13 protein-coding genes are annotated in these 14,529 nt (G+C 37.9%); 3 read left to right on the top strand and 10 right to left on the bottom strand.

Annotated features, from left to right (window positions below; all coding sequences use genetic code 11):
• Position 1 precedes the first annotated feature (1 nt).
• The 10 genes from AABL85_RS00065 to AABL85_RS00020 form a co-directional block, all read right to left on the bottom strand.
• Entirely contained in the window at positions 2 to 967 is a 966-nt protein-coding gene (locus AABL85_RS00065; RefSeq protein WP_341308769.1) for an alpha/beta fold hydrolase, read from the bottom strand.
• A gap of 16 nt (positions 968 to 983) precedes the next feature.
• On the bottom strand, positions 984 to 2,123 hold the full coding sequence (locus tag AABL85_RS00060) for a trans-sulfuration enzyme family protein (RefSeq protein WP_286413293.1): 1,140 nt from the start codon (positions 2,121 to 2,123) through the stop codon (positions 984 to 986).
• Between the two features lies 1 nt (position 2,124).
• Positions 2,125 to 3,399 carry an O-acetylhomoserine aminocarboxypropyltransferase/cysteine synthase family protein gene (locus AABL85_RS00055; RefSeq protein ID WP_155090840.1) on the bottom strand — a complete coding sequence of 425 codons (1,275 nt, stop codon included), beginning with the start codon at positions 3,397 to 3,399 and terminating at the stop codon, positions 2,125 to 2,127.
• 468 nt (positions 3,400 to 3,867) lie between these two features.
• Positions 3,868 to 4,575 (bottom strand): tRNA1(Val) (adenine(37)-N6)-methyltransferase, encoded by a 708-nt coding sequence (locus AABL85_RS00050; RefSeq protein ID WP_006266183.1) that lies wholly within the window; start codon positions 4,573 to 4,575, stop codon positions 3,868 to 3,870.
• Between the two features lie 92 nt (positions 4,576 to 4,667).
• The gene (locus AABL85_RS00045; RefSeq protein ID WP_341308768.1) at positions 4,668 to 4,997 is read right to left on the bottom strand and encodes a GLPGLI family protein; all 330 of its coding nucleotides are present in this window, start codon (positions 4,995 to 4,997) and stop codon (positions 4,668 to 4,670) included.
• The gene (locus tag AABL85_RS00040; RefSeq protein WP_341308767.1) at positions 4,928 to 5,410 is read right to left on the bottom strand and encodes a hypothetical protein; all 483 of its coding nucleotides are present in this window, start codon (positions 5,408 to 5,410) and stop codon (positions 4,928 to 4,930) included. The genes AABL85_RS00045 and AABL85_RS00040 overlap by 70 nt, the downstream gene beginning before the upstream one ends.
• A gap of 279 nt (positions 5,411 to 5,689) precedes the next feature.
• A complete protein-coding gene (locus AABL85_RS00035) occupies positions 5,690 to 5,833 on the bottom strand; it encodes a hypothetical protein (protein ID WP_341308766.1) in 144 nt (47 codons plus the stop codon).
• 105 nt (positions 5,834 to 5,938) lie between these two features.
• Positions 5,939 to 6,220: a hypothetical protein gene (locus AABL85_RS00030; RefSeq protein WP_341308765.1), complete on the bottom strand. Its 282-nt coding sequence runs from the start codon at positions 6,218 to 6,220 to the stop codon at positions 5,939 to 5,941.
• A gap of 64 nt (positions 6,221 to 6,284) precedes the next feature.
• Positions 6,285 to 6,815, bottom strand: a complete 531-nt coding sequence (gene rimM, locus AABL85_RS00025; RefSeq protein ID WP_006257597.1) for a ribosome maturation factor RimM — start codon at positions 6,813 to 6,815, stop codon at positions 6,285 to 6,287.
• Between the two features lie 12 nt (positions 6,816 to 6,827).
• Entirely contained in the window at positions 6,828 to 7,355 is a 528-nt protein-coding gene (locus tag AABL85_RS00020) for a 30S ribosomal protein S16 (RefSeq protein WP_286413300.1), read from the bottom strand.
• 581 nt (positions 7,356 to 7,936) lie between these two features.
• Here AABL85_RS00020 and AABL85_RS00015 point away from each other — a divergent pair.
• The 3 genes from AABL85_RS00015 (at position 7,937) to trxA (ending at position 13,821) form a co-directional block, all read left to right on the top strand.
• On the top strand, positions 7,937 to 8,542 hold the full coding sequence (locus AABL85_RS00015) for a hypothetical protein (RefSeq protein WP_341308764.1): 606 nt from the start codon (positions 7,937 to 7,939) through the stop codon (positions 8,540 to 8,542).
• 323 nt (positions 8,543 to 8,865) lie between these two features.
• Positions 8,866 to 13,392, top strand: coding sequence for a DNA polymerase III subunit alpha (gene dnaE / locus AABL85_RS00010; RefSeq protein WP_341308763.1), 4,527 nt, complete (start codon positions 8,866 to 8,868; stop codon positions 13,390 to 13,392).
• Positions 13,393 to 13,503: 111 nt separating this feature from the next.
• Entirely contained in the window at positions 13,504 to 13,821 is a 318-nt protein-coding gene (trxA, locus tag AABL85_RS00005; protein ID WP_006257591.1) for a thioredoxin, read from the top strand.
• The last annotated feature ends 708 nt before the right edge of the window (positions 13,822 to 14,529 follow it).

Below are 14,529 nucleotides of genomic sequence, written 5' to 3'. Positions count from 1 at the left end.
TTTAAAATAATGGTTTTAATAAATTGTTTAATTGTTCGTATTCAATCAAAAAGGCATCGTGGCCGTGTATGGACTGAATCTCTTGGTATGTAATGTGTTTGCAACAGTCTTTTAGTAATTCTACTGTTTGCTCTTGCTCTTCTTTGGTGAACATATAATCTGTATCTACTGCTATACAGTGTATGTGTGCACTAGTTTGTTGAGCAAAAGTTTTTAAACTGTCTTGTGTTTGCTCTTGGCCTATGGTTCTCAGAAGGTGATTCATCAATTTATAGGCTTGGAGTTTAAAGCGACTTTCTAAAGCCTGTCCGTGATATTTAAGCCAGCTCTCTATCGCATATTGGTTTTCGCTTTCTTTATATCCGTTAGCGAACTTCTGCTGGAGCGATGCAGGAGTGCGGTAGAGTAACATAGCATGCATACGGGCGTCTTCTATCGGTTGAGAAGAGTTGTTCAGAATACTGTCTTGTACTAAAGCATTTCCTATTAACCAATCAGATGCTTTACAGCTTGTCGCAATGGGGATTAAGTGGTCTATCGCTTTTGGCCTTAAAAAAGCTAATTCCCAAGCAATGCTTCCTCCTAAGCTTCCTCCGATAACAGCGTATAGTCTATTAATCTGTAATCGGTCTAACGCTTTCCAAAATACTTCTGCAATTACTTTAGTCGTTAGTGCTTTATAATCTTGGATGAGGTGAGCCTCCTGTTGGTTAAAACCATTACCAGGTATGTCAAAGGCAAGGACTGTGTATCGGTTGAGGTCGATTACTTTGTCATAACCCACTAAGCTATTCCACCATCCGTCATCGCCTGCTACTTGACTATTTCCTGTCAAAGCGTGGTTGACCAATACAATTGGAGCACTGTGTAAAGGCTGTCCCGCCACCTGATAGGTGAAGTGAAAAGTATGTGTACTTCCGTTTGGTAGTGTATGATTAGTGATTGTTATTTCTTGTAAGCGACTCATGGTATTCTGTTGTTATTTATTGTGCTAATGCCTGTTTGATATCTTCTATTAAATCCTCTGTTTCTTCTAATCCTATGGATAGTCGTATTAGACTTTCTGTTATCCCTGCTTGTACTTTAGTCTCTTTAGGTACGGAGCCATGAGACATCTCAAAGGGATAGTTGCTCAAGCTCTTTATTCCTCCTAATCCCTCAGTCAGTGTAAAGAGTTTTAGACTTTGTATAATCTTAAGAGCTGCCTCTTTGCTGTTGTCCTTTAGATCAAAGCTGATGACTCCTCCGAAATACTTTTGTTGCTTCTTAGCAAGTTCATGTCCTTCATGACTTTTTAATCCTGGATAGTATATCTTGTTTATCTTCGGATGTGTGCTGAGGTACTCTGCTATCTTTAGGGCATTCTCTGAATATCCTTTATATCTGAGCAAGAGTGTTTCAATTCCTCTGATGGTTAAGAAGCTATCGAAAGGACTTAGTATAGCTCCTGTAGAGTTTTGGTGAAATTTAATGATCTTGCCTAACTCTTCTGTTTTCGTGATGACCAATCCTGCTACTACATCTGAGTGTCCTGCTATGTACTTCGTAGCACTGTGTACCACGATATCAGCTCCTAAGTCTAAAGGTTTTTGAGCTATTGGGGTAGCGAAAGTGTTATCTACGCATAACCAAACCTTGTGTTTCTTAGCAATGTCTGCTATAGCTTGTATATCTGATATACGCAGTGTAGGGTTAGTAGGACTTTCTATCCATATCAACTTAGTTTTGTCATTGATTGCTTTCTCTACATTAGCTGCTACTGTTGTATCTACATAATGAGTTTTGATCCCAAACTTTGCATATACCTCATTCAACAGTCTGTATGTACCACCGTAGATATTGGCTACTGCTATTACTTCATCTCCTTGACTCAATGTTTTAAATACAGCATCTATAGCTGCCAGTCCACTCCCAAAGGCAAACCCCTTTGCACCGTTTTCTAAAGAGGCAACTAATTCTTCAAGGGCTTGACGAGTAGGATTGTTGGTACGTGTGTAGTCAAATCCTTTGTTTACTCCTGGTGCTTCTTGAGCGAATGTCGTTGTCTGATAGATCGGTACTGCGATGGCTCCTGTGTGTGGGTCTATCGGAATGTGTTTTAGTATATCTGTTTGGGTACTCATCTTATAATGTTTTAAATACGTTAGCTAAATCAGCTTTTAAATCTTCAATGTTTTCTATTCCTACTGATAGTCTGATTAAGTCAGGTGCTACTCCAGTTGCTTTTTGTTCAGCCACACTTAACTGTTGATGTGTAGTAGAAGCAGGGTGGATGATTAATGACTTGGTATCTCCGATGTTGGCAAGTAGTGAGAATAGTTTTGTCTCGTTCGCTACTGTCTTCGCTGCTTCAAATCCTTTTTTCAATCCGAATGTTACCACTCCACTTTGTCCTTTAGGTAAGTACTCTTTTGCTAAGTCGTGGTAAGGGCTTGACTTCAGACCTGGATAGTTTACCCATGCTACAGCATCTTGTTTCTCTAACCATTCTGCTAATGCAAGAGCATTCTCACTGTGCTTTTGGATACGGATAGGCAATGTCTCTAATCCTTGGATGATTTGGAAAGCATTGAATGGGCTAAGTGCTGCACCTAAATCTCTTAATCCTTCTACTCTGATTTTGGCAATGAAAGCCGCATTACCTAATGCTTGGTGATATATTAGTCCGTGGTATCCTGGTGATGGTTCTGTGAACTCAGGGAATCTACCACTTGACCAATCAAATGTCCCTGCATCGATAATCGCTCCACCTAATGAAGTACCGTTCCCTGTGATGTACTTAGTCAGTGAGTGTACTACGATATTAGCTCCATATTCGATCGGGTTAAGTAGAGCAGGAGAGGCAACAGTGTTATCTACGATGAAAGGTATCTTAAATTCTTGTGCGATCTTCGCTACTGCTTTTAGGTTAATGATGTCTAACTTAGGATTACCTAAACTCTCTACGAATATTGCTTTTGTGTTCTCTTGAATATTTGTTCTGAAGTTCTCTACATTAGATGGATCTACGAAAGTGGTGTTGATACCAAATCTTGGAAGAGTAACATTAAATAAGTTATAAGTCCCTCCGTATAAGCTATTAGAGGATACGATGTGGTCTCCTGCTTTTAATAATGTTAAGAACGTTGTAGAGATAGCAGATGCTCCTGATGCTGTTACTACAGCTCCGATACCTCCCTCAAGTGCAGCTAAGCGTTGTTCTAAGATATCGTTAGTAGGGTTGTTTAATCTTGTATAGATGTACGCTGGGATAGACAGGTTAAAAGCTCCTGCTGCATGATCAGCATTTTCGAATACATACGATGATGTCTGATAGATAGGCACTGCTCTTGTTCCTGCTGTAGATTGTACATTGTGTCCTGCGTGTAATGCTTGTGTTGAAAAATTTAGATTGCTCATGGTTATATTTTTTAATGTTTTAGTTTTTTATTTTCTCAGTACTTAACCCTGCTGAGTAAAGGGCATAAAAAAAGTCCTTTCGGCATTGCCAAAAGGACTTCAAGTATTTTAATCTCTTTGTTTAGATTATAACTAACTCGTTGACTTTAGGCAATAGGGCGTCGTGAACATCATCATGTTCATCATCATCATTGCCATCATCATTGTGTTAGTATTGAAAATCATGGTATTTATATTTATCTAATTATATACTGTTTGGTTTAGTGTAAAAAAAAAGCCCTCGCTATCGCAAGGGCTTTATATATGTTATTTAGAATTTAAGTTTATGCAAATAACAAGCCCTGCGGATTTCTCCACATCATCATTGTCATCATCATTGTATAAACTGTATTCATTTTTCTTCTTTGTTTTTGTTGGTACAAATATCATTAAATTATTTCGGAATAAACAAAATAATTTTAACTTTTTTTATAATTTTAAATAAAAATCTCTCACAAGTGCCTCAAATGCTGGGGTGTACTGATGTCTCTCTACTTCGATAGTTAGCTCATCTAAGGGGATTTTCTCTACTAATTGACGTGAAAAAGCAATTAAACTACGTTTGATTTCGGCTTGTTCGTTCCCTCGAACGCGAGTTACCTTGAATGGATAGATACCAAACTCGGCTGCCAATCGCATCAGTGTCTCTTCTTCTTTGGCTGGAATAATTACACTAAAGACACCTTTCTCAGACAAGAAATATTCTACTGCCTCAATTAATAAATCAAAAGGCATCGCATCCTGAAAGCGAGCAGTATCTCTCTGCTTATCATTCGTGTGATAATCTTCACTATAGAAAGGAGGATTAGAGATAATTAGATCATATTCTTCTTCCATCTCATTAGCGAAGGTCTCTAAGTCGGCATGGTAGCAGAATAGTCTATCACCCCAAGGACTGTTCTCAAAGTTCTCTACAGCTTGCTCATGTGCGTTTTCGTCTATTTCTACTCCATCTATCTGCTCTGCACCTGTACGCTGTGCCATCATTAAGGCTAGCAGTCCTGTGCCAGATCCTATGTCTAATACATTGTAAGGATTATTGTCTATCGGTGTCCATGCTCCTAATAGTACTCCATCCGTACCTACCTTCATCGCACATTTATCCTGCTGTATCGTAAACTGTTTAAATTGAAACATCTTGCTTAGTCTTTTTGCAAAAGTACAAAAAGGAGGTTTAGTGACCTAATGTATAGCTGTACAGAAGTGTAAGGTAGAATAAAAGACTTAAGTTAAAAATCACGTTCAATAGGGTTCTCACTGTCACCTACTTTTCTATTGAAATATTCAGCAGTAACTTTGTCCAGGACAGTGCCTTTTTCTTCTAATAGTTGAGCATACGTTTTACTAGCGGCTACTTTACGTGCTTTATTCGTCTGGTCTTTCGAATACTTTGCATACTTATCATCAGTGACAATATCCCATGAAGTAGATACTTTCTGACTGTCAAGAAGTTCAAAAACAAAGTGATTCTCACTATCCCAAGCCTTCACTACGAAGCCTGGTAGATTAATGAATTTATAAGGGCCACTCTGTACAGGTATATCTTGGGTGAATAGCACTGTCCATTCTCTACCACCATAAGTTGTACCTTATAGTTATTCCAATCTTTAACCTCTGGAAGTATAGTCCACTTTATACTATTCTTATCTTCCTCATAATAGCTCAGGTCTAATCCTATCTTATCATAAAACGAAGTAGTAGTTCCATCAGCATATACAGTCCATTTAAAGGTTGATTGATTGTTTTTTTCAGGATTGTCTGTTTTCTGAGAGGTTATAAAACTATAGTTCATCAGATCTGTAAATCTAGATTCTTTGTCTTTTATATCAAGTATAGCATTACCATCGCGGACAAGCTTCTTAGACCCATTGGCAATACTCGTTTTATAGCTGTATCTTATCACTTCTACTTCAGAGGTATTCTGAGCAAAAGAAGAGGTCATAATCAATAATAAGAATAGATACTTTTTCATAATTGTGGTTTTTATAAATCTAATATAATTCTTTTATTTAACTTATATATAGATTATTAATTATGTATAGGTGTCTTTTGTTTGTTCTGTTGATAAAAAATTAGAATATTTTTTTAAACTAATTAAGCGTAATTTATAGTCAAGGAATAACCGTAAGGGGAGGTAGAGGCTTGAAAGAATCTTGGAAAGAATAAAGAGATGATGTGGAAAGTAAGATATAGGTATTGTAAAGGGTATTAATGAATTTTAATCAACTTAACAACTATCATAATAGATTATTTACAACTCCCACACTCTATACCACTTCATTAGTTCTTTAAAACTTCTGATATGGATGAAGGTAGCAGGGCTATTATTAATCAGTTCTACATACTTAGGGCTTTTTTTAGGAGCTTCGAATAAGATATAGTTGACCATCTTCATACTGAATTGGCTCTTAGCACCATCTAAGTTGCCAGGGCGAGTATCTCTATGCGTGATACTGCGCTTTATGTATCTGTACAGTGCTCCGATAGGAGAGAAGTCTAGTCAGATAACACAGGTAGCGTCTTTAAACCGCTCAGGCATTAAAAAGCTATAGTTGCCTTCTATCACCCAGTCTGTATGATCGGTTAAGAATCTCTCATGATCTGCTGTCATAAGTGCTTTGTCACGAGGTATCCAGTCTGTATTAGGTATATGCGCTATCTGATCTAAATGCAGGATATTTAGATTCAGTTTCTTGCCTAAGGCTTGAGCTAGAGTAGACTTGCCAGAAGAGCTAAGCCCAATGATGCAGATGCGATTACCCAAGTGATGTAGTGCTACCATAATCGACAAATATAAAAACAAAAAACCTCGAAACAAGTGTCTCGAGGCTGTATGATGTGATGTATTATCTTCCTAGATAAATATCTAATAACCCAACAGGTACATTAAGATATAACTTCTTATTCTCACGATCTACTTTATGGATAAGTTCATCTATCATCGGAACTAATATTTCGGTTCCGTTAAAGTCTATCTCGAATAGAGGTTGATAATTACTATCGTTTACTCTTTTTAGTTGACCTATTTCACCTTCGTTAGTATCTATTACGTCAAAACCAGTGATTTCGTGGTAGTAGAATTTGTTTCCTTCTAGTTTAGGAAGCATCGTCAGTGGTAGGTATATCTCTGATCCGACTAATCGGTCAGCATCTTCTTCAGAGTTAGACTCCTCGAATTTAACTCTTAAAAAATCGCTTTTATGTAATGAAGCTTGTTCCATAAAAAAAGGAACCAGTTGTCCGTCGAAGTCGACGAACACTGATTCCAAGTTTTCGTATAACTCAGGTTCATCGGTGTCTAAATAAATAAGTACCTCCCCTTTAAAGCTAAATTTCTTTGCGATTTTGCCTAAATAGAAACAATCCTTTTTACGCATATCGCTAGTAAATTATGCTTGAGTTTCTTCGTTGCTTTCTTCAGTTGCTTCAGCAGTTTCTTCTGCAGGAGCAGCTTGTGCTTCAGCAGCTTTAGCTTGAGCAGCAGCAGCACGCTTAGCGTTTACTTCTTTCTCAGCAGCTAATCTAGCAGCTTTGTCAGCAGCTTTAGAAGAAGATAATCCTTCTTTCTTAGCGTTGATTTTAGCAGCTTTTTCTTCTAACCAAGCAGCGAATTTCGCGTCAGCTTGCTCTTGAGTTAAAGCTCCTTTGTTAACTCCACCTTGTAAGTGGTGTTTTAACATTGCTCCTTTGTAAGAAAGTAATGTTCTAGCAGTATCTGTAGGTTGAGCACCGTTGAATAACCATTTAACAGCAGCATCAACATTTAATTCTACAGTTGCAGGGTTAGTGTTAGGATTGTAAGTTCCGATTTTCTCTAAGAATTTACCATCTCTTTTAGCGCGTGCATCAGCAGCTACTACCCAGTAAAAAGGTTTTCCTTTTTTACCGTGTCTTTGTAATCTAATTTTTACAGACATAATTAATTTAATTAGTTGAGGTACCCGACCTCGGTTCAAAATTGAGGTGCAAAGATAATATTTATTTTGAAGTGATTCGTTAATATATTGATTTTTTTTATTTTATATCTGTCTGACACACTGTGCGTTCTGTGGTGTAAGTAAATCCATTCTCTTCTATTATTCTAAACTGAGCTACTCTGTAGATCATTCGGGTAGAGAATTAGTACAGTTCGGTAAAACCTTCTTTAACCCAAGTAAACACTGGTTCTACCCGAATAGTATCCGAAAGAATTAGTATTGAATTAGCTCTGATTATTGATAATGAGGTGGTTAGTTTAGGGATGTGCCATCATTATTGTGCAAAAAGGGAATATTGAGGCATTAGTGTCATAAGGGGGCAAAGGGGTATGGTTGTGAAGAAGGGATATTATGATGAAGTATTAATGAAACTATTAGGGTAAACTAACTTTAAAGGCAATTATTTTCAGTAAATTACATTGAGAATGTAAAAGTTAATATTATATTAAAATAAAGCTTTTTTGTGTGGTCTAAATACTATATTTTTGTATTTGCTGTTATTAAAGAAGATAGTTAAAAATATGAAAAAGGTTATAGGGATAGTTTTGATGGTATTAGGGTTTGGATTCATCGCATGTGAGAATGAGACGAAGACAGCTGATCCGAGTATTATTGCGATGGTTAATAATGAAGAATTTACAACTGGAGTAAAATTCGAAACATGGAGACCTCAGTATACTGACTTAAGAGTAGCTAATGAAAATATACTGTATCTAAAAGCTGAAACGGATACAACGATGTTTACCCTGAGAGTTCCTTATGCTTTCTCTAATGAAGAAGTAGATAGAACATTCGCTTTTGGGGATGTAGTGCCAGTAGATGTGTCAGATTTAAAGACAGCTTTTGCGCAATATATCGTCTATGATAAAGTAACGAAAGCACCTATCGCTATCTATAAGACAGCTGAGAATATCACTAATACTGGGGAATTTAAGTTTGCGGATAAGGATAGTCAAGTGCCTGGAACGATAACTGCTGAATTCTTTGCGAATATGAAGAAAGATACTATGCCAGGGTTCTATAAATTAACTACGAAGCAGAAAGAGTATTATAAGTATACACTTAGGGATATGAAGTCTTTCCAAGATGGTGTGGTGTATAAAATGCCTGTGAGCGCAGGGAATTAATTTAATTAAGAATTAGGAATTAGGAATGTTTGCCTTCGGCATGAAAAATATATAAGACTGCTCTTTATGAGTGGTCTTTTTTTTATGTTACAGAGTGTCCGTAAAAATTTCTACATTGCTCTTTATGAGTGGTCTTTTTTATATACTTTATGTATTCAAGTCTATGGCAATGTACAGAACAACATAAATACAACATCACAACTCCACAACCTCACAAAAGAACAACCTCACAAAAGAACAACTCCACAACTTCACAAAAGTTTTGTAACTTTGTTTTTTACACTATTCTACCTTGTTTAAGGTTAAAACTCTTATAATCACGTATGTATTTAATTTTTGATACCGAAACTACAGGTCTTCCTAAAAGTTGGCAGGCACCCATTACCGATACTGATAACTGGCCTCGATGTATACAGATCGCTTGGCAGTTACACGATGAGTATGGTAAGCTGATAGAGCATCAAGATTATCTGATTAAACCAGAAGGATTTAATATTCCTTATGATGCAGAGCGCATACATGGTATCTCAACAGAATTAGCAGAACAAGAGGGTATCTCTCTAATGGAGGCATTGGAGAAGTTTAATATTGCGCTGTCTAAGACTAAGTTTATCGTCGGTCAGAATGCTGGGTTTGACGTGAATATTATGGGGTGTGAGTTTTATCGTAAGGGAGTGAATAGTATTATGTCAGAGCTGCCTGTACTAGATACCTGTACAGAGGTGACGGCTGAGATGCTGAAACTACCGGGAGGTAGGGGAGGTAGATATAAACTTCCTACACTGACTGAGCTGCATACATTCTTATTTGGTGAGAAATTCGCTGAGGCGCATAATGCTACTGCCGATGTGGAAGCGACTACTCGATGTTTCTTAGAATTGATAAAGCATGGAACATTCTCTACGCAGGAGTTACAACAGGATGAGGAGTACATCGTGCGTTATCGCGAGGCTAACCCTCAGCCATTTCAGCTGATCGGCCTTAAACATATCAATTTAAAGAAAGCGTCTGAAGAGATTCGCAAGCGACTGGCTAAACTAGAAGGTGGAGCATCTGAGGAAGTATCTGATCATGAGAAAGAATTATTAGATCAGGCTAACTTCGCACATCTACACGTGCATACACAGTTCTCTATCTTACAGTCTACGATAGCGATTAATAATCTAGTGAAGAAGGCTGGTGACTGTGATATGTCTGCTGTAGCGATGACGGATCACGGTAATATGATGGGGGCATTCCACTTCGTGATGGCGGTGAATAACCATAATAAGGGGATAGAGGCTAAGAATAAAGAGCGCGCTGAGAATGGGGAGGAACCACTACAGACGCTAACTCCTATCGTGGGGTGTGAGTTCTTTATCTGTGAGAATCATACAGATAAGACTAAAAAAGACAATGGATATCAAGTAGTATTACTTGCCAAAAATAAAAATGGGTATCACAATCTAGCGAAGATGGCATCTATCGCTTATACAGACGGGTTCTACTATGTACCTCGTATCGATAAGCAGGTGGTAGAGCAGTATAAAGAAGATGTGATGGTACTGACGGGTAACTTATATGGTGAGGTGCCTGGTAAGATATTAAACGTAGGTGAACGCCAAGCTGAAGAAGCCCTACTATGGTGGAAAGAGCAGTTCGGCGATGATCTATACGTAGAGTTGATGCGACATAATCAAGAAGATGAGAATCGCGTGAACAAGGCATTAGTGGAGCTAGCGCGTAAACACGATGTGAAACTAATAGCGACTAATAATGCTTATTATTTAGATAAAAAAGATGCAAATGCACACGACATTCTATTGTGTGTGAAGGATGGTGAGAAGCAGTCTACTCCTATCGGTAGAGGTAGAGGCTATAGATATGGTCTTCCTAATCAGGAATACTACTTTAAGTCTACTGAGGAGATGAAGGAACTGTTCTCAGACTTGCCTGATGCTATCTATAATATACAAGAGGTAGTGGATAAGGTGGAGCCATTCGTGCTACATCGAGATGTATTACTACCTAAGTTCGATATACCAGAGGAGTTCCAAGATGCGCGAGATTTAGAAGGAGATGGAAGTGGTAAACGCGGAGAGAATAACTTCTTAAAGCACCTTACTTATAAAGGAGCAGAAGCTAGGTATCCTGAGGTGACAGAGGAGATCCGAGAGCGACTAGACTTCGAACTAGCGACTATCGAGAGAACGGGGTATCCTGGTTATTTCTTGATCGTACAAGATTTTATCGCAGCAGCGAGAGAGATGGGAGTGTCTGTAGGACCAGGTCGTGGTTCGGCTGCGGGTTCGGCTGTGGCGTACTGTCTAGGAATTACGAATCTAGATCCTATCGAGTATGATTTGCTGTTTGAGCGTTTCCTTAACCCTGACCGTGTATCGATGCCTGATATCGATATTGACTTTGATGATGAAGGTCGTGGTCGTGTAATGGATTATGTAATCAATAAGTATGGAGCTAATCAGGTAGCACAGATTATCACGTATGGTAAGATGGCGACTAAGTCTGCGATTAGAGATACGGCTAGGGTGTTAGACTTGCCATTGTTTGAAGCAGATAGAATCGCGAAGCTTATCCCTGGTATGATGCCATCTAAGTGGAACTTACATCGATTCTTAACAGAGGATGAGAACGCTATAAAAGGAGTACTTCGATCAGAAGAATTTGATAAAGTAAAAGAATTAATAGCCTTAGCTCAAGAGGGGTCATTAGCTGCAGAGACTATACAGCAGGCTAAGATACTAGAGGGGTCAATGCGTAATACAGGTATTCACGCTTGTGGGGTAATTATCACTCCAGATGATATTACGAAGTTCGTTCCAGTAACGCTAGCTAAAGACTCTGACTTATATGTAACACAGTTTGACAACTCGGTAGCAGAGAGTGCTGGTCTATTAAAGATGGACTTCTTAGGGTTAAAAACTTTAACCCTTATTAAGGATACTATTAAACTAGTGAAGTATCGTACAGGTATAGATATAGATCCGGATAAGATACCTATCGATGATGTGAAGACGTATGAGCTGTTCCAGAGAGGTGAGACTATCGGGGTGTTTCAGTACGAGTCTGCAGGTATGCAGAAGTATATGCGTGAGCTGAAGCCTACCGTGTTTGCCGATCTGATAGCGATGAATGCCCTGTATAGACCGGGGCCACTAGAGTATATCCCTTCGTTTATTCGTCGTAAGAATGGGGAAGAACCTATCGTATATGACTTAGACGCATGTGAAGAATACTTACAAGAGACGTACGGTATTACGGTATATCAAGAGCAGGTGATGCTTCTGTCGCAGAAGTTGGCTGGATTCACTAAAGGTGAGGCCGATGTACTTCGTAAAGCGATGGGTAAGAAGCAAAAGGATGTACTAGATAAGATGAAGCCAAAGTTCGTAGAGCAGGCTTCTGCTAAAGGACATGATGCTACTACACTAGAGAAGATATGGAAAGACTGGGAAGCCTTTGCTTCTTATGCGTTTAACAAATCTCACTCGACTTGTTATGCATGGATAGCGTATCAGACAGCGTATCTGAAGGCACACTATCCTGCAGAGTATATGGCGGCTGTACTGTCTAATAATATGAATGACATCAAGTCGGTTACCTTCTTCATGGAAGAGTGTAAGCGCATGGGACTACAAGTATTAGGCCCTGATGTGAATGAATCCTTCTACAAGTTTACAGTAAATGATAACTATGAGATTCGCTTCGGTATGGGGGCAATCAAGGGAGTAGGTCAAGGGGCTGTAAACACTATCGTAGAGAATAGAAAAGATGGGTTATACACTTCTGTATTTGACCTAGCGAAGAGGATAGACCTGAGATCAGCAAATAAGAAAGCATTTGAAAACCTTGCTTTAGCAGGAGGTTTTGATTGTTTTAAAAATACGCATAGAGCACAGTACTTCCACACAGACCCAAGTGATAATATAGTGTTCTTAGAGAAAGCTATACGCTATGGGGCTAAGTCGCAGGAGAATGATAATTCTTCTCAGTTTAGTCTATTCGGTGAGAGTAGTGAAGTACAAATACCTGAGCCTCTATTACCTATCTGTGAGGAATGGAGTACGATGGAGAAATTGGCTAAGGAGAAAGAGGTAGTTGGTATCTATATCTCAGGACATCCATTAGATGACTTTAAGTTTGAGATGAGATATTTCTGTAATGTGAAGGTGGAGGAATTGACAGACCTGACTCCTTTCACGGGGCGCAATCTTATGTTCGGAGGAATGATTAGCGATGTACAGTTCCGTACCTCTGCTAAAGGGAAAGATTGGGCGATGTTTACCATAGAAGGATATGATGAGAGCTTTGAGTTCAGAATGTTCAATGAGGAGTTCTTGAAGTTTAGACATTTCTTATTAAACAATACATTCGTATATATTAAGATCCTAGTTAAAGAAGGCTGGGTGAATAAGGATACAGGAGAAAAGAGTGAACCTCGTATTCAGTTTGTAGAAATGAAGTTGCTACATGAAGTAATCCCTACTTATGCTAAGAAGCTTACAGTGGTGATGAATGTAAAAGATGTGGCTACTAGGCAAGCAGAGTTAATCAAAGATGCTTTTAGTAGATATCAAGGGGATAGTTTTGTGCATTTTGAAGTGTTGGAAGTAGAAAGAATAGTGAAAGAAGCTACTCCTATAGCTATACCACAGCTAGGAATGAATGAAGGAGATGAGGATGATGGGACGAGTGAAGGCTTTGATATGGATGAGCCTATAGCAGTAGATGTACCAGAGTTTAGAATAGTGAATAGATTAGAGTTTACTAGTCGCAATAGTAGAGTGAATATCACAGCAGAATTACTAGAAGAACTGGAGGCCTTACAAGTAGATTTTAAATTAAACTAGTAAAAGCAATATTATTTGATAATACTTTTATAGATAAAAAAAATTGTATGTAGGTCGATTACTATAATAATTTTATTAAGTTTGTTGATATAATATAAAAAGCAAAGAATAATGGCATTAGAAATAACAGATGCTACTTTCGAGGAAGTAGTATTAAAATCAGACAAACCCGTAGTGGTTGACTTTTGGGCAGTATGGTGTGGACCTTGTAAAATGTTAGGGCCAGTAATCGAAGAGATCAGCTCAGAATACGAAGGAAAAGCTGTAGTAGGTAAAGTAGATGTTGATGCAAATCAAGAATTCGCTGCTAAATTCGGTATTAGAAATATCCCTACTGTATTAGTATTCAAAGATGGTGAAGTAGTACAACGTCAAGTAGGTGTTGCACCTAAGAAAACTTATGTAGATTTCATTGAAGGATTATTATAATCCTCGATATATATAGTATTAAGGAAGACTCTCAGTAATGAGGGTCTTTTTTTTGCTTTATTTTAGAGAAGTGAATGTAGTGTCCCAATAGTTGCGACCATTATAGAGCAAAATAAGTCATTAGTAGCTATACTAAGCAGTATATAAGATAAAGAATGTATGAATGTATAGTTTTGTAACTGAATTATAGTTCATAGGTTCTTTGACATAGTGTATATATACAAGGAGAAATATTCTTGTGGTTAGCTCTTTTATTGAGGGGAAGCTCGATTTATTTATTGTTTTAGGAGTATAGCTGAGTGTTTTTGGGTATGAGATGTTTTATTTTATGCAGTAGGAGTGGTTGGTTATTGTTTTGTTTTTTGATTTGAAAGATCGTTTTTTTAGTAATTGCATTATTTTTTCTGAAAAAAATAGGTGATAATAAGAGGTGCTTATGCTAAGTAGTATGCGGAATCAGTGTGTTTTTTGTTGTTTATAAGAAGAACAGGGGATATGAAGTAAAAAAAATGAAAAAAAGTTTAAGTTTTATGTTGTTGATACTCAGTTTTATCAAAATTAATAAGGGAAAAAGTTTTATTTTTTTTAAAAGTACATTTGGAACTGTAGAAAATGGTTGTATATTTGCATCGCATTAAAGCAGTAACGACGAAGGTTTGGTAGTTCAGTTGGTTAGAATACATGCCTGTCACGCATGGGGTCGCGGGT

It is taken from the genome of Myroides odoratimimus, from assembly GCF_038039805.1.
Taxonomy (GTDB): Bacteria; Bacteroidota; Bacteroidia; order Flavobacteriales; family Flavobacteriaceae; genus Flavobacterium; species Flavobacterium odoratimimum_B.
This window is presented reverse-complemented; position numbering and strand designations above follow the sequence as displayed.

Bases quoted from the DNA above. Each gene is read 5' to 3' on its own strand.
- trxA (WP_006257591.1), top strand. From the start codon at position 13,504: ATGGCATTAGAAATAACAGATGCTACTTTCGAGGAAGTAGTATTAAAA.
- AABL85_RS00015 (WP_341308764.1), top strand. From the start codon at position 7,937: ATGAAAAAGGTTATAGGGATAGTTTTGATGGTATTAGGGTTTGGATTC.
- AABL85_RS00055 (WP_155090840.1), bottom strand. From the start codon at position 3,399: ATGAGCAATCTAAATTTTTCAACACAAGCATTACACGCAGGACACAAT.
- rimM (WP_006257597.1), bottom strand. From the start codon at position 6,815: ATGCGTAAAAAGGATTGTTTCTATTTAGGCAAAATCGCAAAGAAATTT.
- AABL85_RS00030 (WP_341308765.1), bottom strand. From the start codon at position 6,220: ATGGTAGCACTACATCACTTGGGTAATCGCATCTGCATCATTGGGCTT.
- AABL85_RS00035 (WP_341308766.1), bottom strand. From the start codon at position 5,833: ATGAAGATGGTCAACTATATCTTATTCGAAGCTCCTAAAAAAAGCCCT.
- AABL85_RS00040 (WP_341308767.1), bottom strand. From the start codon at position 5,410: ATGAAAAAGTATCTATTCTTATTATTGATTATGACCTCTTCTTTTGCT.
- AABL85_RS00020 (WP_286413300.1), bottom strand. From the start codon at position 7,355: ATGTCTGTAAAAATTAGATTACAAAGACACGGTAAAAAAGGAAAACCT.
- AABL85_RS00060 (WP_286413293.1), bottom strand. From the start codon at position 2,123: ATGAGTACCCAAACAGATATACTAAAACACATTCCGATAGACCCACAC.
- AABL85_RS00065 (WP_341308769.1), bottom strand. From the start codon at position 967: ATGAGTCGCTTACAAGAAATAACAATCACTAATCATACACTACCAAAC.
- AABL85_RS00050 (WP_006266183.1), bottom strand. From the start codon at position 4,575: ATGTTTCAATTTAAACAGTTTACGATACAGCAGGATAAATGTGCGATG.
- dnaE (WP_341308763.1), top strand. From the start codon at position 8,866: ATGTATTTAATTTTTGATACCGAAACTACAGGTCTTCCTAAAAGTTGG.